General features: G+C 35.2%; 18 protein-coding genes, 1 pseudogene and 1 riboswitch. Of the genes and pseudogenes, 15 read left to right on the top strand and 4 right to left on the bottom strand.

Translation table 11 applies throughout. From position 1 onward, the window contains the following. Nucleotides 1-245: 245 nt before the first annotated feature. The 3 genes from NKG37_RS19590 (at nt 246) to NKG37_RS19600 (ending at nt 3,292) form a co-directional block, all read left to right on the top strand. Nucleotides 246-1,199 carry a tyrosine-type recombinase/integrase gene (locus tag NKG37_RS19590; RefSeq protein ID WP_016203748.1) on the top strand — a complete coding sequence of 318 codons (954 nt, stop codon included), beginning with the start codon at nt 246-248 and terminating at the stop codon, nt 1,197-1,199. A 183-nt stretch (nt 1,200-1,382) separates the two neighbouring features. Next, the gene (locus tag NKG37_RS19595) at nt 1,383-1,823 is read left to right on the top strand and encodes an SRPBCC family protein (RefSeq protein WP_254415160.1); all 441 of its coding nucleotides are present in this window, start codon (nt 1,383-1,385) and stop codon (nt 1,821-1,823) included. Nucleotides 1,824-2,089: 266 nt separating this feature from the next. Then, nucleotides 2,090-3,292, top strand: a complete 1,203-nt coding sequence (locus NKG37_RS19600) for a chromate transporter (RefSeq protein WP_016203746.1) — start codon at nt 2,090-2,092, stop codon at nt 3,290-3,292. Nucleotides 3,293-3,884: 592 nt separating this feature from the next. Here the strand turns inward: NKG37_RS19600 and ribE (NKG37_RS19605) are convergent. Continuing rightward, nucleotides 3,885-4,358: a 6,7-dimethyl-8-ribityllumazine synthase gene (gene ribE / locus NKG37_RS19605; RefSeq protein WP_016203745.1), complete on the bottom strand. Its 474-nt coding sequence runs from the start codon at nt 4,356-4,358 to the stop codon at nt 3,885-3,887. Between the two features lie 303 nt (nt 4,359-4,661). Here ribE (NKG37_RS19605) and NKG37_RS19610 point away from each other — a divergent pair, with 303 nt between their 5' ends. Next, on the top strand, nt 4,662-5,903 hold the full coding sequence (locus NKG37_RS19610) for an IS110 family RNA-guided transposase (RefSeq protein WP_254415161.1): 1,242 nt from the start codon (nt 4,662-4,664) through the stop codon (nt 5,901-5,903). Nucleotides 5,904-5,996: 93 nt separating this feature from the next. On the opposite strand, the gene ribB is transcribed toward NKG37_RS19610, so the two are convergent. After that, a complete protein-coding gene (gene ribB / locus NKG37_RS19615) occupies nt 5,997-6,614 on the bottom strand; it encodes a 3,4-dihydroxy-2-butanone-4-phosphate synthase (protein WP_016203744.1) in 618 nt (205 codons plus the stop codon). A 29-nt stretch (nt 6,615-6,643) separates the two neighbouring features. Next, nucleotides 6,644-7,300, bottom strand: coding sequence for a riboflavin synthase (gene ribE, locus NKG37_RS19620; RefSeq protein WP_016203743.1), 657 nt, complete (start codon nt 7,298-7,300; stop codon nt 6,644-6,646). Nucleotides 7,301-7,710: 410 nt separating this feature from the next. Further along, nucleotides 7,711-7,927: riboswitch (FMN riboswitch) on the bottom strand. Nucleotides 7,928-8,110: 183 nt separating this feature from the next. Between ribE (NKG37_RS19620) and NKG37_RS19625 the strand changes: the two genes are divergently transcribed. The 9 genes and pseudogenes from NKG37_RS19625 to dacB all read left to right on the top strand — a co-directional run bounded on the left by NKG37_RS19625 (nt 8,111) and on the right by dacB (nt 18,134). Further along, entirely contained in the window at nt 8,111-8,875 is a 765-nt protein-coding gene (locus tag NKG37_RS19625; RefSeq protein WP_254415162.1) for an MBL fold metallo-hydrolase, read from the top strand. A 303-nt stretch (nt 8,876-9,178) separates the two neighbouring features. After that, nucleotides 9,179-9,934, top strand: coding sequence for an exodeoxyribonuclease III (locus NKG37_RS19630; RefSeq protein WP_169188595.1), 756 nt, complete (start codon nt 9,179-9,181; stop codon nt 9,932-9,934). Between the two features lie 180 nt (nt 9,935-10,114). Further along, nucleotides 10,115-11,095, top strand: a pseudogene (locus NKG37_RS19635) (ring-cleaving dioxygenase). A gap of 114 nt (nt 11,096-11,209) precedes the next feature. Further along, complete coding sequence (locus tag NKG37_RS19640) at nt 11,210-12,010, top strand: HAD family hydrolase (RefSeq protein WP_169189677.1); 801 nt, start codon at nt 11,210-11,212, stop codon at nt 12,008-12,010. Between the two features lie 99 nt (nt 12,011-12,109). Beyond that, on the top strand, nt 12,110-13,168 hold the full coding sequence (locus tag NKG37_RS19645; protein WP_016203737.1) for an undecaprenyldiphospho-muramoylpentapeptide beta-N-acetylglucosaminyltransferase: 1,059 nt from the start codon (nt 12,110-12,112) through the stop codon (nt 13,166-13,168). Between the two features lie 155 nt (nt 13,169-13,323). Beyond that, nucleotides 13,324-14,661 carry a DEAD/DEAH box helicase gene (locus NKG37_RS19650; RefSeq protein WP_016203736.1) on the top strand — a complete coding sequence of 446 codons (1,338 nt, stop codon included), beginning with the start codon at nt 13,324-13,326 and terminating at the stop codon, nt 14,659-14,661. Between the two features lie 193 nt (nt 14,662-14,854). After that, nucleotides 14,855-15,445, top strand: coding sequence for a branched-chain amino acid aminotransferase (locus tag NKG37_RS19655; protein ID WP_169188598.1), 591 nt, complete (start codon nt 14,855-14,857; stop codon nt 15,443-15,445). 283 nt (nt 15,446-15,728) lie between these two features. Next, complete coding sequence (locus tag NKG37_RS19660) at nt 15,729-16,538, top strand: Fpg/Nei family DNA glycosylase (RefSeq protein WP_254415163.1); 810 nt, start codon at nt 15,729-15,731, stop codon at nt 16,536-16,538. A 105-nt stretch (nt 16,539-16,643) separates the two neighbouring features. Next, on the top strand, nt 16,644-18,134 hold the full coding sequence (gene dacB / locus NKG37_RS19665) for a D-alanyl-D-alanine carboxypeptidase/D-alanyl-D-alanine endopeptidase (RefSeq protein WP_254415164.1): 1,491 nt from the start codon (nt 16,644-16,646) through the stop codon (nt 18,132-18,134). Between the two features lie 160 nt (nt 18,135-18,294). Here the strand turns inward: dacB and NKG37_RS19670 are convergent, their stop codons facing one another. After that, nucleotides 18,295-19,239: a nucleoside hydrolase gene (locus NKG37_RS19670; protein ID WP_254415165.1), complete on the bottom strand. Its 945-nt coding sequence runs from the start codon at nt 19,237-19,239 to the stop codon at nt 18,295-18,297. 251 nt (nt 19,240-19,490) lie between these two features. On the opposite strand from NKG37_RS19670, the gene NKG37_RS19675 reads away from it, so the two are divergent. Further along, complete coding sequence (locus tag NKG37_RS19675) at nt 19,491-20,066, top strand: LysE family translocator (protein ID WP_254415166.1); 576 nt, start codon at nt 19,491-19,493, stop codon at nt 20,064-20,066. Between the two features lie 24 nt (nt 20,067-20,090). Beyond that, a complete protein-coding gene (locus tag NKG37_RS19680) occupies nt 20,091-20,867 on the top strand; it encodes an AraC family transcriptional regulator (protein WP_016203730.1) in 777 nt (258 codons plus the stop codon). The last annotated feature ends 19 nt before the right edge of the window (nt 20,868-20,886 follow it).

Consider the following 20,886-nt stretch of genomic DNA (forward strand, 5'->3'; position numbering starts at 1 on the left):
TTCACTTATAACACCGAGAAATTAGGCTTTTTATATTTTGATTTCCTTAACGTTGTAAATCCGCATTTTCCTGACGCTACCCCAATTTAAACGAAAAAACACTATAGGTAATTGCATTCAAATTTATTAGTAATTCTTTTGTAGGAGTTTTATCATCATTACCGCGCATAATATCTCTTATGTGCGGTTTTTATAGAAATATAGTATACTAAACTTACTATTTTACAGATTAGGTGGCCATATATATGATTACAAAAGAAACGCTGTCTTCTTGGTATGAAGAGGAATTGACCCTTTTTCGGACGGAGATGGATAATAAGGACTATAGTGGATTTACTATTGAAAATTATTTGCGCGATATTTATTTCTTTTTAGAATTTATTACGCGAAAAAAAGAAGAATACATCGATTTAAATTTAGTAAAGAAATTACAAATAACGTTATTTATGAATGAGTTAAAAACAAAGCGAGCAAATTCATCTACTTCAAGAAATAGAAGATTAACAGCGATTCGTTCCTTTTATAAATGTCTAGTAGATTATGAACTTGTGCAAAAAAATCCAGCAATCGATTTGGAGAGTGCAAAAGAACAGAAGGGAAAACTACCAAGCTACCTAGAAAAGGATGAATTAAAATCATTTTTTGATATGGTTGAAAAAGTATCGCAAAAACAGCATCAACGACGCAATAAAGTGATCCTCGGATTAATGGCATTTGCAGGCTTACGAGTAATGGAAATACATTCTCTTAATTTGTCTTCTATACATCAAAATAGAGGGATCCATGTGTTAGGAAAAGGGAATAAGTCACGATACATACCCTTACCGAAAAAGTTAATGGAAGAATTATATGTATATATAGAAGAAAATAGGATTTTTCCGATGAAAGGGCAGGAGGATGCACTCTTTATCTCGCGGAGAGGAAAGCGAATTTCCAGAAGGAGGATTCAGGAAATTACAGAGCGAATTATTGATGAGATGTCAAAGGAATATCCAGAATTAAAATGGAAGGAAAAAGGAATCTCCAGCCATAAATTAAGACATAGTTTTGCTACACATTTAGTTCGAGATGGTCGAGACATCAGGACTGTACAGGAACTGCTTGGTCACACGAATTTAAATACGACTCAAAAGTATACCCATGTCTCTGATTCCCAAAAAGAGAAAGCGATGGATTTAGAAATATCCGATTACTTATAAGGTTACTATAAATATATTATGTTAACTTATTTTAAACTCATATTCGGACATTTGGCAGAATATATATAGTTTTGATGGGTGATAAAAATGCAATCCCTATTTTTTACGGCAAAGCTAGTTTTAATGAGCTTGTAAATGGGAGAAGGGATTCGTCTGTCAATGAAAGATAAGGGAAGTGTTTTCATGCCAAGTAAGAAACATTCAATTATCGTCCGTGCAAATGCGAAAAAAGTATGGGATTTTGTTCGCTCCATGAATAACTGGGCTCCATTAGTGCCTGGGTATATTAATCATCACATTATCAACGAAAAGGTTTCAACTTGGGAGTTTAAAATTGATATGGGACTCTTTAAGAAAAAAGTAGAGATGAAAGTAACCATAATAGAATGGAAAGAACCTTCCCAAGTTACCTTTCAGCTGCAAGGGATCAATGATCATTTTGATGGGAATGGCTATTTTATGGTTGAAGAAAAAGATGCGAATCATACAAGAATGACTGGTTTTTTAGAGATTAACTCTACAGGTACTTTTCCAACTATCACCAATAACCTCATGCAACCTAAATTAGAGGAAATAGCAGAAGAATTAACAATAGCAGTAAGTAAAGCAATAGAGGGTTTATGATAATAATATTATGTAAACTTAAAGCTAATGACGATTTGATACACTGATGAAATCGTCATTAGCTTTTTTTATCCTACTCTTAACGGACAGTAAGACTCCCTGCTCATGCTTAGGAAAATACGAGGAAGATAGTGGGAGATGAAGGAAAACCCACACTGATGAAAGTTTCACTTTATTAATTTTTTGTAAAGTTTCTTTTGCTTAACTTGGTCAAATATCTTTCATCCTATATAATAAAGATACTAATTGTTATTGGAGGCTTATCATTGGAGAAAGCAAAACAGTCGAAGAAAAGTAAAACTTTTTTAGAAATTTTACTTATTTCCACAAAGTTAGGGTTTACCTCATTTGGCGGTCCCATAGCTCATTTAGGTTATTTTCATGATGAATATGTCCGTCGTAGGAAATGGTTAGATGAAAAAAGCTATGCCGATTTAGTAGCTCTTTGCCAATTTCTCCCTGGTCCTGCCAGCAGTCAAGTAGGAATAGGGATAGGAATTATTCGGGGAGGACTGATTGGCGGAATTATCTCCTTTTTAGGATTTACACTTCCATCCGTGATTGGATTAATAATATTTGCAAGTTTGATAGAAGGTTTAGATATAGAAAATGCTGGTTGGATTCATGGCCTTAAAATGGTCGCAGTTGCTATTGTTGCCCATGCAATACTCGGTATGGCGAAGAATTTAACACCCGACTTGCAAAGAAAGACGATAGCACTCTTCGCATTAGTAATCACATTATTATGGCAAAGTGTCTTTTCGCAAATAGGGGTTATTATACTAGCATCTGTAATCGGTCATTTCCTATATAAGCAACAATCGATCGAACAAAGTCATGAATATATTTCCTTTCCCATTTCAAAAAAATTTGCTAGTTTTTGTTTAGGATTATTTTTTGTTCTTTTATTCCTATTACCAGTTATTCGTGAGATATTTGCTTACCCGTGGATCGCAATGTTTGATAGTTTTTACCGATCTGGCTCTCTTGTTTTTGGAGGAGGACATGTAGTATTACCTCTATTAGAGCGTGAATTTGTTCCAAGTGAATGGCTAAGTGAAGAAGCGTTTCTTGCAGGATACGGTGCAACCCAAGCTGTTCCAGGTCCATTATTTACATTCGCCGCATATATCGGAACAGTCATTAATGGATGGGGTGGGGGAATCTTTGCGACATTTGCGATATTTTTGCCCGCTTTTCTATTAATTATCGGGGTGCTTCCATTTTGGAACACTTTATGCAAGAATGCTAAGATTCAAAGTGCTTTATTGGGAGTAAACGCTGCTGTTGTTGGGATTTTGATTTCTGCATTTTATCATCCCATATGGACTAGTAGTATTTTAAATGCAACAGATTTTGCCTTTGCTGCTGTTTTGTTTTCGATGCTAGTCTATTGGAAATCGCCACCATGGATAATCGTTATTACGGGAGCCATTGGAGGAATGTTGATTTCTTATTTCCAACTTTAATAACAATGATAAAGAGGCTGGGACAAAACTAAATAGCCAATCTGTAAAGACGAACAATCTCTAATTTATCTCTTAAATAAAGGTTTCTTTTATACAATGGTTATTTATGTTTTTAAATATAGTCAAGTGTAAAAACTAATTCGTTCCATTGCGCTACAGAAACTCGCTTTCCGCGGGGAGCAACCTAAGCCTCCTCGGCTAAAGCCTGTGGGGTCTTAGGTTTTGCTCTACTTCCCGCAGGAGTCGAGTGTCTTCCGCTCCATTCCACTCCGTTTTTAAAGGCAATACCCTAAAAAATATTGTTTTTTTAGAAAAAATGAATTAGTAGGAAATATGGAGCAGCCTGAATACACGTAGACTCCTATGGGAGCTGCGAGAAAGTCCGAGACCCTGCAGGCCAGAGGCCGAAGCGGCTCGGCGCTCGCCCCATGGAAAGCGAAGTGTATTCAGGCTGCGGATATTAACACTAACTGTACTGAAACAACCTTTTATAAAACTAATAAAACCCGAACAACCATTTAGGATTCTTTGATAGTTGTTCGGGTTTATCTATGGCTGGAATACTTATGTCCCAGCCTTTTTATTCTTTCTTTTAAGCGTTTGTTAACTGATTATATAAATTACCCATTTCAATGGCGTTAACAGCAGCCTCATACCCTTTATTTCCAGCTTTCGTACCGGCTCTTTCAATCGCTTGCTCAATATTTTCAGTAGTAAGGACTCCGAAGATAACAGGGACCTCTGTACTTAAAGAAACATTAGCCACTCCTTTTGCTACTTCATTACTTACATAGTCAAAATGTGGTGTTGCTCCGCGAATAACAGTCCCAATTGTAATGATTGCATCATATTTACCAGACGCAGCCAATTTTTTTGCTGCTAAAGGTATTTCATATACACCAGGTACCCACATAACTGAAATATCGTCTTCATTCACACCATGACGGCTAAGAGCATCTTCCGCTCCAGATAAAAGTCTTGTCGTGATAAATTCATTAAAACGCGATACAACAATTCCGATTTTTAAGCCAGTTCCAATTAAATTTCCTTCAAATACTTGTTTCATTTTTATATCCATTCCTTTCGCTTCGCTCAAGGCACAAAACGTAATGAAACAAGTTTGCACTGAGCGTTATTTTGGCAAATCTATAGCCATAGGGATACCAATCAACTACAAATCACGCGGAGGTGAGTGGGCTGCTCCAGTTGTGGAGTGACCGCATTTTTATATGTGTAGATTGCCTTTCCAAGCACAAATAAGTGTGACTTCGAGCACGCAGACTTATCTTTGTATAAACATTACTCGTTTATTGCTGGGCAATCAGTCAATGTTGTCTATCCCTATAAATCTTATAAAGGAGTTTTCCCTATGGCTTTAAAAATTGTTTATCCCATTTGTTGTGGAATTGATGTCCACAAATCCTTTGTTGTGGCTTGTATTGCCTCCACTTCCAAAGGAGTAACCACTTACAAACGCCATCGCTTTTCAACCTATACAAAAGGATTGCTTGAGCTGTCACAATGGCTTTGTGAAAATGATTGTCAGGATGTTTGTATGGAATCTACCGGGAAATACTGGATTCCTGTGTTCAATGTACTAGAAGATTCCTGTAACATCACCTTGGCGCATCCTAAGTATGTCAAGGCAATCCGCGGTAAAAAAACCGATAAAAAAGATGCTAAATGGATTGCTGATTTATTTAAACATGATCTTGTAGCCGGAAGCTTTATGCCTCCACTTGAGATTAGGCAGCTTCGTGACCTTATGCGTTATCGCTTCAAGCTGACTAACTTTATGTCGAGTGAGAAAAACCGTCTTCAAAACAGTTTAACTGTGTCTAATATTCAGCTTGGAAATATTGTTTCGGATACCTTCGGCAAAAGCTCCATGAACATTATTGAGAAGCTACTAAAGGATCCATTAGACACCTCATTTGATTTAGAACCTTTAATTCATGGCTCCATGAAGCATAAACTTCCTGAACTCGAGCTCGCTATTGATGGATACATTACATCTGAACAGGCTGAAAAATTAAAGGTTATTAAACAACATTATGAAGACCTTGGAGCCCGTAAAGCAGATCTTGAAAAAATTATTCTTTCACTTGCCGCGTCCTACCATGATGAAATCAACTTAATCTTAACTGTTCCGTCTTTTAAAAACATTTTTTCCGCCATTGCCGTGGTTTCCGAAATAGGTGTTGATATGGACGTGTTTCCGACAGCTAAGCATTTATGCTCCTGGGCAGGACTTACACCCACAAATAACGAGAGTGCCGGCAAGAAAAAGTCAGTAAGAATTTCAAGAGCTGGATGTTACATAAAACCACTTTTGGTGCAATGTGCAACCGCAGTGGTTAAAAGTGAAAAACATCCCGAAATTCGAAACCGTTACCTACGGCTAAGAAAACGCCGTGGTCACAAACGAGCAATTATTTCGATTGCACGAATGCTTTTAACAGCTATCTACAATATTCTCAAAAAGAAAGAAGCCTATAACGCTGAATTATATTTAAAATCGGATGTTCTTCCAGTAAACCGTGAAATCACGGTAGAACAAGCGATTTTATTAGCTAAAAACCATGGTTATCATGTGTTAGAAGCATCTTGATTTTGTCGTATAAATTTTAAAAAAATCATCCAATGATGGTTTATTTGTCATGCATTCTTTTTGAGATAGTGATTTCAATAATTATTTCAGACTTTACTCCACCTCTTGTAATAAACTTTTTTTATACTGAATTAAATCTTGAATCGTAATCATTTTTAGAGCCCATTTTTTAGCCAATAGATGCAGATCGTTTACTCTTGCCATTGTTCCATCTTCTTTTAAAATTTCACAAATAATGCCGATAGGGGTTGCTCCAGCAAGGATCGCCAAATCAACAGCAGCTTCCGTATGTCCGTTCCGCTTTAGCACACCACCATCCTTTGCTATCAAAGGGAAGATATGACCAGGTCTAGTAAAGTCATCAGCGATTGCGTTTGAATCAACCATTTTGCTTATGGTGAAGGCGCGTTCATGTGCACTAATTCCCGTTGAAGTCTCCTTATGATCTATACTAATGGTAAAAGCAGTCTTTCGCGGATCACTGCTGCTTGTTACCATTGGAGGGAGATCAAGTTTAGTAGCGAGATTTTGCGGAATTGGTACACAGATTAACCCACGACCTTCTTTTGCCATAAAATTAATCATTTCTGGGCTGACATGATCCGCCAACCCAATGAAATCACCTTCGTTTTCCCGGTCCTCATCATCACAAACAATAACCACTTTGCCTTTTGTTAAATCTGATAAAGCATCTTCAATGGAATCAAACATTGTTTTCTTCCTTTCACTGTAAATTGTTTTTAAAAAAAGCCATTTTCTTTTAAAAATGAAGCGTTCAGTTTTGACTCTGTTTTTATGAGTGGTTCTTTGGATCTCGCCATAAGCGAATGAAAATATTTGGCCAAAAGGTCAAACTCAATATTTACAAGATCACCTTTTCGCTTATGCCCAATAATGCTAACGATAGAAGTATGCGGAATTAGTGAGACAAAGATGGAGTTAGCTGTCGTTTTAAAGATGGTTAAACTAGTTCCATCAATTGTGATTGAACCTTTCTCCATTGTCAGATGAACCTTATCTTCCGGGATGCGAATTTCTACTAATGTGCTATTTTCTATATTTTCTGTAGACAAAATGGTTCCTGTGCAATCAACATGACCTGAAACAAAATGTCCACCAAATCTACCATTAGCTAGCATAGCACGTTCAAGGTTGACGGATTGACCATTTTTAAGATGCTGCAATGTCGTGTCATAGAAAGTATTTGGCATCACATCCACTGTAAACCATCCTTTGTTAAAGGAAGTAACCGTTAAACAAGCACCATTTACTGCAATACTGTCACCAATTTTTATATCTTCCATAATTCGGTCAGCTTGAATCGAAAGAGAAATTGTATGTCCCGTTTTTTTACTATGCTTCACAACACCTAATTCTTCCACTAGCCCTGTAAACAAAGGAAGTTCCTCCTTTCTAGAAAAATCGAAGCTCTTAAATAGTGTATTGGGGTCAAAAAATATTTACATGTATCAATTAAAGTTTAATAAGGGGCATCGAGCATAGGTTTCTGCCATACCAACTTAGATAAACTAAACTTTAAATAAAATACCAAATAAAAAACCCCGTATAAAAAAATTATACGGGGTCATTGTATACTTAAATAAACATATTGCATTATAGAAAGGCTAAATTGTTTTACGTTATATTGGCTACCAGTCGCTGCCGATTGCCGCTACTCTCCATATTACAAGTATAAATATGTGGCAATTTGGTTGAACAAACCGTAAAAATATAACAAAACAAACCTATAGCAGACAAGAAAAAACTTCCTTGACGAATTCTATAAAGCATATACTTTGGTCATGAATTTTGCCTTCTCCCATCCAGACTATACTGTCGGCTTTGGTTTCTCACCAAATCCACCGTTTTATGTATTGACCATATGTAAACTGATTCACTGCTAAAAATATTATTAACAAATGAATAGTAGGAGTCAATATTAAATATAAAACGGGTCACGGGCTTAGAGTATACCGATACTCATCACCGCCGGTTGGGAATTTCACCCGACCCCGAAGGCGATCACACTTAATGTGTAACCATAACTATTTAATTAACTGTATAGTACACTGTTTCATTTGAATTATCAATCATTTTCTCTTACAAGTCATATTTACACTACGAAGGCAGGATTAACAAAGAGGAAAAATCGATGTGTTTCTTTCTTTCATTTGGTCACACTATAAGTAAGAAGGAGGTCTCCTTAGATGAAGATTGCAGAAAATGTTTATGGCTATCGAACAGCCATAGCCAATATTGCGTATATTGCTGGATTAGGGGAAACAAAGGAAGAGTGGGTACTTATTGATACAGGAGTTCCATTTTCTGCTCCATTCATTTTGAAAAATTCAAAGAAGCTTTTTAAAGATAAAAAACCGTTAGCAATTATTTTAACACATGCACATTTCGACCATATCGGAGCACTGCAAACATTAGTGAGAGAATGGGATGTTCCCGTATATATTCATGAAAAAGAAATGTCCTATTTAGAAAGTGAGAAAAAATATCCTCCTCCCACACCATTTAAAGAAAAGGGGATGATGTCTTTTCTTTCCCCACTTTATCCACGCGATGGAATTGCTTTTCATTCCAATATAAAAGTGATTTCAGCTGAAGATTCCTTATACTTTTTAGAAGGATGGAAATGGCTCCATACACCGGGACATACGGATGGTCATATCTCCCTATTTAGAGAAAAAGACGGTCTGCTATTAGCAGGGGATGCACTTATTACCGTTAGACAAGAGTCGTTATTTGCCGTGTTAATGCAGAAAAAAGAAATTCATGGACCGCCAGCATACTTCACACCGAATGTAGAAACTAGCTTCACATCAATAGAAAAATTATTAGCACTTGATCCACATATTTTATATTCAGGACATGGAATGCCAATGTACGGATATGAAATAAAAGAAGGAATTAATCAACTTCTTTATCAGCATTCTACCGAAAATTTAGTAAAGGGCAATTGAGTTTATCATAATAACATTATGTTAATTAAAAAATAAGGTAAATTGCCATGTTACAGCATAAAAGTCAAAGGCGAGTGTAACTAGGCGATTTACTATTTTATTTAGCAGTTCTCCAATAACTGAATTAGTTATGAATTTTTTTGCATCCAGCATTACAAATAATCACGTGGTAATACAACTTAGTTAAACTCACTAAATATAAGAATGGATCGTAACTTTTTCTGCCAAGATATTATCCTTTATCGAATCTCTATTTCGTGATAGTCTTATTTATTAGAAGATTGATATAGTGAGGAGAATTAGATGAAATTAGTAACTTGGAATGTGAATGGAATTAGAGCCTGTGTGAAAAAAGGCTTTATAGATTTCTTTCAACAAATAGATGCAGATATCTTTTGCCTGCAAGAAACAAAACTACAAGAAGGACAAATTAAATTAGAGTTAGAGGGCTACCATCAGTTTTGGAATTATGCAGAAAGAAAAGGCTATTCAGGGACTGCTGTCTTCACAAAAGAAAAACCGCTTGCTGTAACATATGGAGTTGGAGAAGATTTTGAAGAATTAGAAGGAAGAGCCATTACCTTAGAATTTGAAAACTTCTTTCTATTAAATGTTTATACACCTAATTCGAAACGTGATTTAAGTAGATTATCTTATCGAGTAGGATGGGAAAAGCAACTAAAACAATATATTTTATCATTAGAGGCAATCAAACCAGTCATTTATTGTGGTGATTTAAACGTTGCTCATCAAGAAATTGATTTGAAAAATCCGAAACCAAATATAGGGAATTCGGGATTCACAACAGAAGAAAGAAATGAAATGACCAGTTTATTAGAATTAGGATTTGTTGATAGCTTTAGACATTTATATCCAGAGCGAACAGATGTGTACACATGGTGGAGCTATATGGCTAAAGTAAGGGAAAGAAATATCGGCTGGAGAATCGACTATTTTATCGTTTCTAATCAACTAAAAGATAATATAACAGATGTTAATATTCATTGCGATGTAATGGGAAGCGATCATTGTCCAGTACAACTTGATATACAAATATAACCCTAAATAAACGGGCATCCTATTAATGCTACCATTGTTGAAAGATGAGTAAAAACACTTCACTATGGTGCAGATGCCCTTTTTCGTCTGCAACTATCATTTTCTTGTACCTATAGTTAGATTATAACTTTCAAACAAGTAGAAAGTTATTCATACATACATAGAAGGAGGAAACTTCATATGAATTTAAAAGGAATTCATCACGTTTCTGCCATGACAGCGAAAGCAAAAGAGAACTATCCATTTTATACCGATATTTTAGGTCTTCGCCTTATAAAGAAAACAGTTAATCAAGATAATCCATCTGTCTATCATTTATTTTATGGAGATGAACAGGGGAATCCGGGAACAGAGTTGACTTTTTTTGAAATTCCACATATGGCCCCCAACAGAGAAGGAGTGAGCAGCATTTCTGCAACTTCTTTACGTGTTCCAAGTAATAAAGCGTTAGAATTTTGGCTGAAACGCTTCGATGATTATGGTGTAAAACATGGAGAAATTAGCGAAAGAGCAGGCAGATTAACGTTAGAATTTAGAGACTTTGAAACACAACGCTTTTTCTTAGTATCCGATGAAAACGATAACGGTGTAAAATCCGGTATTCCATGGGATAAAAGTCCAGTTCCAACAGAATTTGCGATTACAGGACTTGGACCCGTACAATTAACTGTACGCCGCACAGAATCGACTATTCGCGTATTAACAGATTTGCTGGGATTTCGCTTAAAAAATAGCTTTCCATCCACAATTGAGAATCAACAACATATAATGGTGTTCGAAACTGGTGAGGGAGGTTCTGGGGCGGAAATTCACCTAGAGGAACGCACTGACTTGAAAGTACAGCGACTTGGCAGAGGCGGTGTTCATCACGTAGCTTTACGGGCGGACAATGAAGACGAACTCTATCAATGGATTTAAAAAATAAATGATGCACGTTTTCAAAATTCAGGTTTTGTAGATCGTTTTTATTTTAAGTCTCTTTATTTCAGAGAACCAAATGGTATCTTATTTGAAATTGCAACAGATGGACCTGGTTTTGCGACAGATGAAGAACTGGAACATCTAGGTGAATCTCTAGCACTACCACCATTTTTAGAGCCAAAAAGGGCAGATATTGAATCCATATTAGAACCATTAGATACAAATAAAAAACCATACTAATTATTAGTAGTATGAAAAGCTTCGAAAACAATATAGAGAAAAAGAAAAAAACGAAAAATGTATGCTACAATAATGGAAGGATCAATTGTTGCAATTGCTAGGGGGAAAAGAAAAATGAAATGTGTATCCATTGATTTAGACGGAACTTTATTGGATGACCATCATCAAATATCAGAAGCAAATAGAAACGTTATTCGAAAACTTAAGCAACATCATATAGATGTTATTTTAAATACAGGACGACAATACGCAGATGTTATAAAAGTAAGAGGAGTGAAGGAATTAGAGCTACCGATTTTTTGCTTAAATGGCAGTATGATGTATGATGAAACAGGAAAACTTCTTTATGAAACGGAAATCTCACTTGATTTGTATCAAACCTTACTACAAACACTACAAAAACTTGAAGTTGGTGTTCTTGTTTATACGAACCAAGGCGGTTTTCCTGGTACTCTTCCTCTGTTAAGAGGAAAGTCTTGGGATGAGATTCAAGCGCTGTTTGATCAGCAAGATTATGAGGCTATTTTACACTTAAAAGATCTCAAAATATATAAATTAGTAGCTGTTGTTGATGAAACACAATTAGAAAAAATTGATAAAGTAAAAGAAGTATTAAGAAAACAGGAGACTATTTCGTTTTCATCCTCCTTTCCAAATAACTGTGAAATCACCTCAAGTGAAGCACAAAAGGGAAAAGCAATTCGTCGCTATGAAAACCTTCGAAATCTTACCTTTAATGAGGTTTATTCCTTTGGAGATGGAGGGAATGATATAACACAATTTGAAGTTTCTACAAGATCATTTGCCATGGAAAATGCACCTGAGGAAATCAAAAAAAGAGCAAGTGATATTACAAAAAGTAATAATGATGATGGGGTTGCATACGCCATTGAAGAGATTCTGAAATTAGTGTAACCATCATATATTTAAACTAGTTAGAAGCCAGATTCGAAAAAGATAACATCTGGCTTTTTCGCTGCGAAAATGAACCAAAGAATAGGAGTCGAATACATTTTGAAGAAAATTGTGTTTACAGGTGGGGGCTCAGCAGGCCACGTTACGCCTAATATTGCCATTATTAATGAGTTAAACAAGCAAGATTGGGATATAGCTTATATCGGTAGTAAAGCAGGAATCGAAAAGGATTTAATCGAAAAAATTGATATACCCTATCATCCCATTTCTAGTGGAAAGTTAAGAAGATATATATCTAAAGAGAATATTAAAGATATTTTTAAAGTAATAAAAGGCTGTTATGACGCTAGAAAAGTACTGAAAAAAATTAAACCAAATGTTGTTTTTTCAAAAGGTGGATTTGTATCCGTACCAGTTGTTATCGCAGCCCGCCAACTTAAGATTCCCGTTATACTCCATGAAAGTGATTTAACACCTGGGTTGGCAAATAAATTATCGGTGCGATTTGCATCGAAAATATTCACCTCTTTTGAAGAGACTTTACGCTATTTACCAAAAGAAAAAAGCAAAGCAATCGGGTCTCCGATTCGCAAAGAAATTCTCACTGGTTCTGTATCAAAAGGGAGACTCGCTCTTGGATTTACAAGTCAGAAACCGATCCTTACCATTATGGGAGGAAGTCTAGGAGCAAAGAAAATAAATGAAGTGGTTCGTGATAATTTAGAAACACTATTACAAACGTATCAAATCGTTCATCTATGTGGCAAAGGAAATCTTTCAGAAAAGCATACTGGGATAAAAGGCTATCAACAATTTGAGTATGTTTATGAAGAATTAGCTGATATTTTAGCTGCTACAGAAGTGGTCGTTACAAGAGGTGGATCAAACTCGATTTTTGAATTTCTTGCATTAAAAATACCGATGCTTATTATTCCATTAACAAAACAGCAAAGTAGAGGCGATCAAATATTAAATGGGAAAGTCTTTACGGAAAATGGCTACTCCTATATGATAGAAGAGGAAGCTTTAACGAAAGACCATTTCCTTAACACCTTAAAACAAATTCAAGAAAACAAGCAAGTAATGATTGAAAAAATGGAAAAGAACAAAAGCCAAGATGCCTTAGAGGAAATTATAAAAGAATTAAATCGCTATTAATATATGCATATGCCAGGCTACAAGTAGAGTTTGCATGTTCGTCTCTGCTTGTAGTCTTTTCATTTTGCAAAGAAGATTTCAACTGATAATTTCAGTAGAAAAAGCCAAAATAAGAAAATAGAAATCGTATATACGAAGGGAAAGTAGGTATAACAATGCAATCATTTACAGACATCGGATTGTCTCCATCAACCATTGAAAAGCTCAAAAAACAAGGAATTAAACATCCAACCCCTATTCAAACAAAGGTGATTCCACCACTCCTTAAAGGTGGAGATTTAATTGCGCAAGCACAAACAGGAACAGGAAAGACATTTGCTTTTGTACTACCGATACTAGAAAAAATGGATGCCGATGCAAACCACGTTCAAACGCTAATTTTAACGCCAACTAGAGAACTTGCTATTCAAATAACAGATGAAATCATGAAAATGAAACAAGAGACAGTAAAGGTTCTAGCTGTTTACGGAGGACAAGACGTGGACAAGCAATTGAAAGTCTTACAGAAAGACGTATCAATTGTTGTAGCTACACCAGGTAGATTAATTGATCATATAAAACGAGGAACGATTGATCTAAGTAAAATCTCCTATTTTGTACTAGATGAAGCAGACCAAATGCTTCATATTGGATTTTTAGATGAGATTAGCTATATTATGAGACATATCCCTACATCAAGACAAACAATGTTATTTTCTGCAACCATTTCAAAGGACGTTGAAAAGCTTGCGAAGAAATATACGAAAAATGCGGAATATTTTACCGTGGAAGCAAAACAAGGACCTGCAAAAACCGTTAAGCAAGTAAGTATACATACAACTGATCGCGCCAAGCAGGGAACGTTAATGACCTTAGTTAAGGAAGCAAATCCTTATATGGCCGTAATTTTTTGCCGAACAAAGCGTCGTGTAACAAAATTATATGAAGTATTGCTCGCAAATAAATTTAGCTGCGGTCAATTGCATGGTGACTTGTCTCAAACAAAAAGAGAGCAAGTAATGAAAGCATTTCGGGATGGAAAATTCCAATTATTAATTGCGACAGATGTTGCTGCAAGAGGGTTAGATATTGATGGAATTACACATGTTTATAATTACGATATTCCTCAAGATGCAGAGTCCTACGTTCATCGAATAGGCAGAACGGGAAGAGCTGGCACCGAAGGATATGCGGTTACCTTTTATTCCTCTGATGATAGACCTTTGTTAGATTCAATAGAAAATCAATTAGATATTAAAATCGAAAAAATCCAACAACCTAAAAAATCTGATTCAGATAAAAAAGGAATGGAAAAGAAACCACAGAAAAAGACTTACAAAAAACAAAGTTCTACTAAAAATAAAGATGAATCTTCCCGCTCAGCCACATCAGATAAAAAGGGAAGTGACAGTAAACGTAAACCATTTTCAAATAACAGTAAGAATAGAGCAAATTCAACTCAATCTCCAACAAAAAAATGGACAAAACCAACAAAGCGAACGGGAAAAAGATAAAGAAAACTTCCATCAGTGGGAGTTTTTCCATATCCCCCGCTGATGGTTAGTTGCACTATCCGACCTTGACGAGAACGTTTCAACCCCTAGCTTCTTCGATTTTTCGCAAGCTTATGGTAAGGGTCTTATTGCCGGATAAAATTTAATTTTGGTACAAAAATCTATAGTTGTGATAGTGAAAGGAGTTCATACCATGCTAAAAAAAGAAATGAATAAGTATTTAGAGGAAAGAAAATTACAAACGGAAGAAAAAATAGTTCTTTTTGAAGAGGAATTGAATTATGTTAAAAAAGAAGGTCTTATAGACGAAAATATAGTGGTTGAACATACAGCTGAACGTTTTTCTGATTTGTATATGGAGCTTGCCAATAAAGAAACCGACGAAGTAGTGACAGAAAATGTTCAAAAAACGATTCTAAAAGAAGAAGTACGTTATTTAGAGAGAAATATAGAATTTTACCTCTATGTAGAGACGAAAGCATTTGACATTGTTTCCGTTGATTCTATGTCTTTAGAAGTTGATTCTGTTTTTGATACATACGAAATTTTATGTGGGTTAAAATGTCCTAAAAAGGCAGAAAAGGAGATTCGAACGTTTTTGGAAAATCATTTAACAGGAGATGATTCCTCTTACCATTTAATGTTCAATGGAAATGATGGCCTTTGGGATTTCAATTTTTCTTTAGAAAAAATTAGTGGGTTCCGAAAAGAGATGGAAATTGGGGAAGCATTAAAATTAGCTTATTTATTTTTATTTGCATTAAATGAAAAGTTGTCTGCATAATCATTTAGTAAGTACATCCACAAAATGATTATGCCTCGTTGATTTTTATAGGACTTTTACTTGTAAAATTCAGGACTGACCCTAGAAGCAAGGCATTGATTATGCGATTGAAGCACTTGGTTATCGCATAGAAAAACAAACGAATGCAACAAAATAATCTGAAAACCATAGATAAGTAGAGAAGAAATTTTTCTGCTATCTATGGTTTTTTTGTTTTTTTGATAAATAGTTTTTCATCATTCTGGAAAAAAATAAGAAGGAAATACAAAGGAGAGAAGATACGATGCCTGAATTGCCAGAAATGGAAAACTATAAAATCCTCTTAAATGAATTAATTATTAGTCGACCGATTACCTCTATTACGATTAATCGAGATAAATCTATAAATATGCCAGCCCAATCTTTTATTAACCAATTAAACAATGCTTCCATTATTCAAGTCGAAAGAAGAGCAAAACACTTACTATTCCATCTATCTAATCAAAAGGTTCTCTTATTACATTTAATGCTTGGTGGGTGGATGTTTTATGGGAGTGAAGAGGAAAAGCCCAAACGAACCATTCAAGTCCAGTTATCATTTGGAGCAGAACATTTATACTTTATTGGATTAAGATTAGGGTATCTTCATTTATTGACGAAAAAAGAATGCAACAAAATGCTAAGCGATCTTGACCCAGAACCGTTAGAACCTCAATTTACAGAAGAAATTTTCCTAAATATACTTAAGGAAAGAAAAGGAACGATAAAGCTTAAATTAGTAGACCAACACTTCATTTCAGGAATTGGCAATTGTTATTCTGATGAAATATGTTATAAGGCACAAATTTTGCCGATGAGAAAACTAGAAAAGTTAAAGGAAACAGAACATAGAAAGCTCTATCGTTCCATGCTGCAAACATTAAAATCAGCAACTACAATAGGAGGATATATGGAGCATCCACTTTATGTAGGCGATAAAAAAACTGGTAGTTATGATGAACGTTGCAAAGTATATGATAGAGAAGGAGAAATATGTCCACGCTGCAAGAACAAAATAGTGTTGATAAAAATATCATCGAAAAAGTGCTTTTATTGTCCTGGCTGTCAGTTTTAAGAATCTGACTGCATATAATAGGATTAAATTATTAAAATGAGGACAGACTATTCTTTTAGCCCAACTTATCCATGAATGAACAATGAAATGATAAGGAGTGAGAAAATGCCTTTATTGAAAAAGGGACTATTTCTTATAATACTATTATCCATTTTCCTGTCTGGCAGCACACCTATTCCTTTATCTCCGATAGCATTGGCAGCAGAAAATCATAAAAAAGCAACATTATCTACCGCATTGGAATCACTTTTAAATACAGAACCTGAATTAAAGGGAAGTTTAGCAGGAATTAGCATACGGGATCAAGAAACAGGAACTATTCTTTTTGAACATATGAGTGATTTGCGTTTAACCCCTGCATCCAATATGAAGTTATTGACTTCGGCAGCCGCTTTAAAAGTCTTAGGGGAAGATTATCAATTTATCACGGAAATTTATGGAGATGGAAGGGTGGATAAAGGCCGTTTAAAAGGAAATTTATACATAAAAGGAAATGGTGATACAAGTCTCCTAGCATCAGATCTAGACAAGCTATCTAAGGATATAAAAAAGAAAGGAATTCGTTATATTGATGGGGATATTATAGGCGATGATTCGTGGTATGATGACATGCCATATTCCATCGATTTAGCATGGAGCGATGAAACCACTTATTATGGCGCTCCAATCTCTGCATTAACGCTTTCACCAGATAAAGAATATGATGCTGGCACTGTATTACTTGAAATAAAACCTGGAAAAAACGAAAGCGATCCGGTCGTAATAGATACATTCCCTAACACAAATGAAATTAACATTGTAAATAACGCCAAAACAGGTGCGAAAGAATCAGCAACAAGCTTAAAAGTAAAAAGGAACCATAACAGTAAAGTTGTTACTGTTACAGGAAGACTACCAATTAACGCTTCCGTAAAAAAAGAGTGGATTTCCGTTAATAACCCTACAAGATACACGTTAGACGTGTTTCAACAAGCATTAAAGAAAGAAGGAATTCACTGGAAAGGGACGGTCAAAAAAGGAAAGACACCACAAATTGCTTCCATAATTACAACTCATTCTTCGATTCCACTTTCTGAGTTACTTATTCCATTTATGAAACTAAGTAATAATACAATCGCAGAGACGCTAATTAAAGAAATGGGCGTGGTTAAGAAAGGGGAAGGTAGTTTTAAAAGGGGAATTGAGGTACTAGAAGAAGAATTAGTGGCTTTCCACCTTGACCCAAATAATATGCTTATTCGTGACGGATCAGGTATTTCTCCAATAGATTTTATATCTGCCGATGATCTAAGCATGCTTTTATATGAAGTACAGGCAGAGCCATGGTTTCCAACTTTCAGTCAGTCATTACCGATTTCAGGTAATGAAGATCGGATGGTTGGCGGAACGCTTCAACATAGATTGAATTCTGATAACACAAAAGGGAAAGTATTAGCTAAAACTGGAACGCTTACCGCTGTAAGTTCATTGTCTGGCTATATGGAGAGTAAAGATGGGAAAAAATATATATTCTCTATTTTATTAAATCACCTTGTCGATGAAGAAAAAGGAAAAGACATTGAAGATCGGATAATTGAAACATTAGCAGAATATTAATGTAAAAAGACCATTACACTGTTCCTACTTTCAAAAAAATAGGACGAGGAAATGGTCTTTTTTAATGGCTATTTTCTATAAATTGTTGTTTTCTTAAGGGGAAATCAATTATTCAGCTTGCGAGTAATAGAAACAAACTTCATAAAAATAGGTTTTTTAATTAGTCCTTTTTAGCAGTCTTCGCCAAATCTGTAATATATTCAAAAAAGTCATCCCTATTTACATCATGCACAACAGAAACAGGTCGACCGTCTTCACTTATTAATATTCTCCCTTGGGATGGAGCTTCTGTTAATGCGATTGATTTTACTTCTTTCATTTTAACAAGTTCTTTTTTGCCAATTGTTGCTGTAGTTAACACATCCCATAGATAATAGGTTGAATTCGTTTCAACATGGACAAGAGGTGGACAGGCTGCATAACATTGGCCAACAAAATCTACACCTGTGAATCTTCTTAAGGACGCCCACTGGTTACGTACAGAGATGGTTAATGGTACTTGATTTGTACTTTCTAAAGCAACCATTTCAATTTTTAAATCGCTAGCCCAAACGGTTGCTACTGCCCAAGGATCCCAGAAAGCATTCCATTCAGCAGTACCGTCATGCTCAGGTTCTTGTACATTTCCGACCTCTAAAAATGTTCCACCCATCCATACTAATTTGTCAATTTTCGCTTGAATGTCTGGGGCAATCTCAATAGCTCTTGCTAAATCAGTTAGCGGTCCAGTAAACAGAAGCGTTGTTTTGTCAGGATTTTCCCTTACTGCTTTGATTAAATGCTCATGTGCAGAAAGTTCGCTTTCAGGTGCATTTACAACACCACTTTCATTTAATATCGGAAGGGCATCAACATAAAAAGTATGCATTCTCCAGTCTTTCGGAAAAGGATTAACTCCACGAGAATTGGATCTAGCAACTTCAATTGCTCCATTTCCAAATCGATCAATAATCTTTCTACTAGCACTGATACCAGGCTCTAAATAGCCATCTGCCGGGATAACGGAAACACCGATTAACTCCACTTCATCCATTTGAAGAAGAAGAAATAGAGAAACTAGATCATCAATACCAGCGTCATGATTAAAATAAACTTTCTTTGCCAAAAACATTCACTCCTATGTAAACAATCATTTATTCCCCGCTTGGACGGGAAGTAACCCTATAATGGTAGCTACTTTCTATAACCTATTCTATAATACTATCAGATCAATGTGAATAATTAGTAAAAAAGAAATAAGAGCTACTATTTGCTAAATAAGGAATTAAACATGTTTTTCACCTGCAATAATGTACTATATGCTTATGAATAAGACGTTGTATAATGCCATGAGAATCATAAGAAAGGAGTTTGCTCATGGATTTTACAGCTTTTTTACTATACTGTGTTATTGTTACTTTTACACCAGGACCTACTAATATTGTCATTTTATCTACCGTGCATAATAAAGGAACGAAAAAAGCTTTAGAATATACATATGGCGCAACTATTGCCTTTGGTTTGCTACTTGTATTATCAGCTATGTTAAACTCTATGCTTATAGAGGTCATCCCAAAAATAATTATCGGTATGCAGATACTAGGAAGTTTTTATATGTTTTATTTGGCTTATCAACTATATAAAGCTGATTCTTCGAAAGAAAACGTTGAACATTCAGCTAGCTTTAAGTCAGGTTTCCTTATGCAGTTTTTTAATCCAAAGGTAGTTCTTTTTACTATTACCGTGATTCCCAGTTTTATATTGCCAAACTATATGCAACTACCTGCCATAACAATGGGAGTTATTGTGATCACTATCATTGGATTTTTAGCTTTTATTACATGGGTTTTATTTGGTACAATCTTTAAGCGCTTTTTACAGCGGCATAAGAAAATCGTGAATATATTAATGGCAATATTTTTAGCTTATTCTGGAATAATGAACTGGATGTAGGCAAGCTTTTATGAGGTGAACAATATGGATAGATTTTTGTATAAAAAAGCAGCTGGCATTACGGCACTATCAGCAAGTATGCGTGATTTTACTTATAAAAAACATGCTCATAAAGAATATGCGATAGGGGTAACATTGCGAGGAATTCAACACTATACCTTAGATGGTAGTTTACAGTTATCTTATCCAAATGGAGTAATGCTTTTCAACCCAGAACAGGCACATGACGGAATGGCCCATGATAAAACAGGTCTTGATTATGTAATGCTCTATTTGGATCCAAAATTACTATTAGAGGCATTAGAGAAAAAGGAACTGATTCAATTTTCACAACCTATTATTTATGATGTTCAACTTGAAGAAAAAATTTTAAAGCTGTCCCATGCAATTTTAAACGAAAAAGAGGAGGCCCTGTGTGCTGAATTACTACTTTCACTTACAGATAGACTTATACAAACAAATCCATCTTCATCCATTAAGAAAGACAATGTGTTAATTAGAAAAGCAAAAGATATGATTCATAGTAACTTAGCAAATGTACTTAAGTTAGAAGAGATATGTAAAGAGCTCCAGTTATCAAAATTTCAGTTTATTAGATTGTTTAAGACTCATACTGGAACCTCTCCCTACCAATATTTCCTAAATAGTAAAGTAGAATATGCAAAACAGCTAATTGAACAAAATAAAGATATATATGCAGCCGTAACAGAATGCGGTTTTGTTGATTTAACCCATTTAAATAGACACTTTAAAAGTGTATATGGATTAACTGCTTTTGAATATCTATCCCTTTTAAGATAAGAAGTAGTTAAAATCAAGA

This window comes from Niallia sp. RD1 (assembly GCF_024219955.1).
Lineage (GTDB): Bacteria > Bacillota > Bacilli > Bacillales > Cytobacillaceae > Niallia > Niallia alba.

Coding starts and splice junctions, on each gene's coding strand:
- NKG37_RS19660 (WP_254415163.1), top strand. CDS start 15,729: ATGCCTGAATTGCCAGAAATGGAAAACTATAAAATCCTCTTAAATGAA.
- NKG37_RS19650 (WP_016203736.1), top strand. CDS start 13,324: ATGCAATCATTTACAGACATCGGATTGTCTCCATCAACCATTGAAAAG.
- NKG37_RS19630 (WP_169188595.1), top strand. CDS start 9,179: ATGAAATTAGTAACTTGGAATGTGAATGGAATTAGAGCCTGTGTGAAA.
- NKG37_RS19675 (WP_254415166.1), top strand. CDS start 19,491: ATGGATTTTACAGCTTTTTTACTATACTGTGTTATTGTTACTTTTACA.
- NKG37_RS19680 (WP_016203730.1), top strand. CDS start 20,091: ATGGATAGATTTTTGTATAAAAAAGCAGCTGGCATTACGGCACTATCA.
- ribB (WP_016203744.1), bottom strand. CDS start 6,614: ATGTTTGATTCCATTGAAGATGCTTTATCAGATTTAACAAAAGGCAAA.
- NKG37_RS19595 (WP_254415160.1), top strand. CDS start 1,383: ATGCCAAGTAAGAAACATTCAATTATCGTCCGTGCAAATGCGAAAAAA.
- dacB (WP_254415164.1), top strand. CDS start 16,644: ATGCCTTTATTGAAAAAGGGACTATTTCTTATAATACTATTATCCATT.
- NKG37_RS19640 (WP_169189677.1), top strand. CDS start 11,210: ATGAAATGTGTATCCATTGATTTAGACGGAACTTTATTGGATGACCAT.
- NKG37_RS19625 (WP_254415162.1), top strand. CDS start 8,111: ATGAAGATTGCAGAAAATGTTTATGGCTATCGAACAGCCATAGCCAAT.
- NKG37_RS19590 (WP_016203748.1), top strand. CDS start 246: ATGATTACAAAAGAAACGCTGTCTTCTTGGTATGAAGAGGAATTGACC.
- NKG37_RS19610 (WP_254415161.1), top strand. CDS start 4,662: ATGGCTTTAAAAATTGTTTATCCCATTTGTTGTGGAATTGATGTCCAC.
- NKG37_RS19655 (WP_169188598.1), top strand. CDS start 14,855: ATGCTAAAAAAAGAAATGAATAAGTATTTAGAGGAAAGAAAATTACAA.
- ribE (WP_016203745.1), bottom strand. CDS start 4,358: ATGAAACAAGTATTTGAAGGAAATTTAATTGGAACTGGCTTAAAAATC.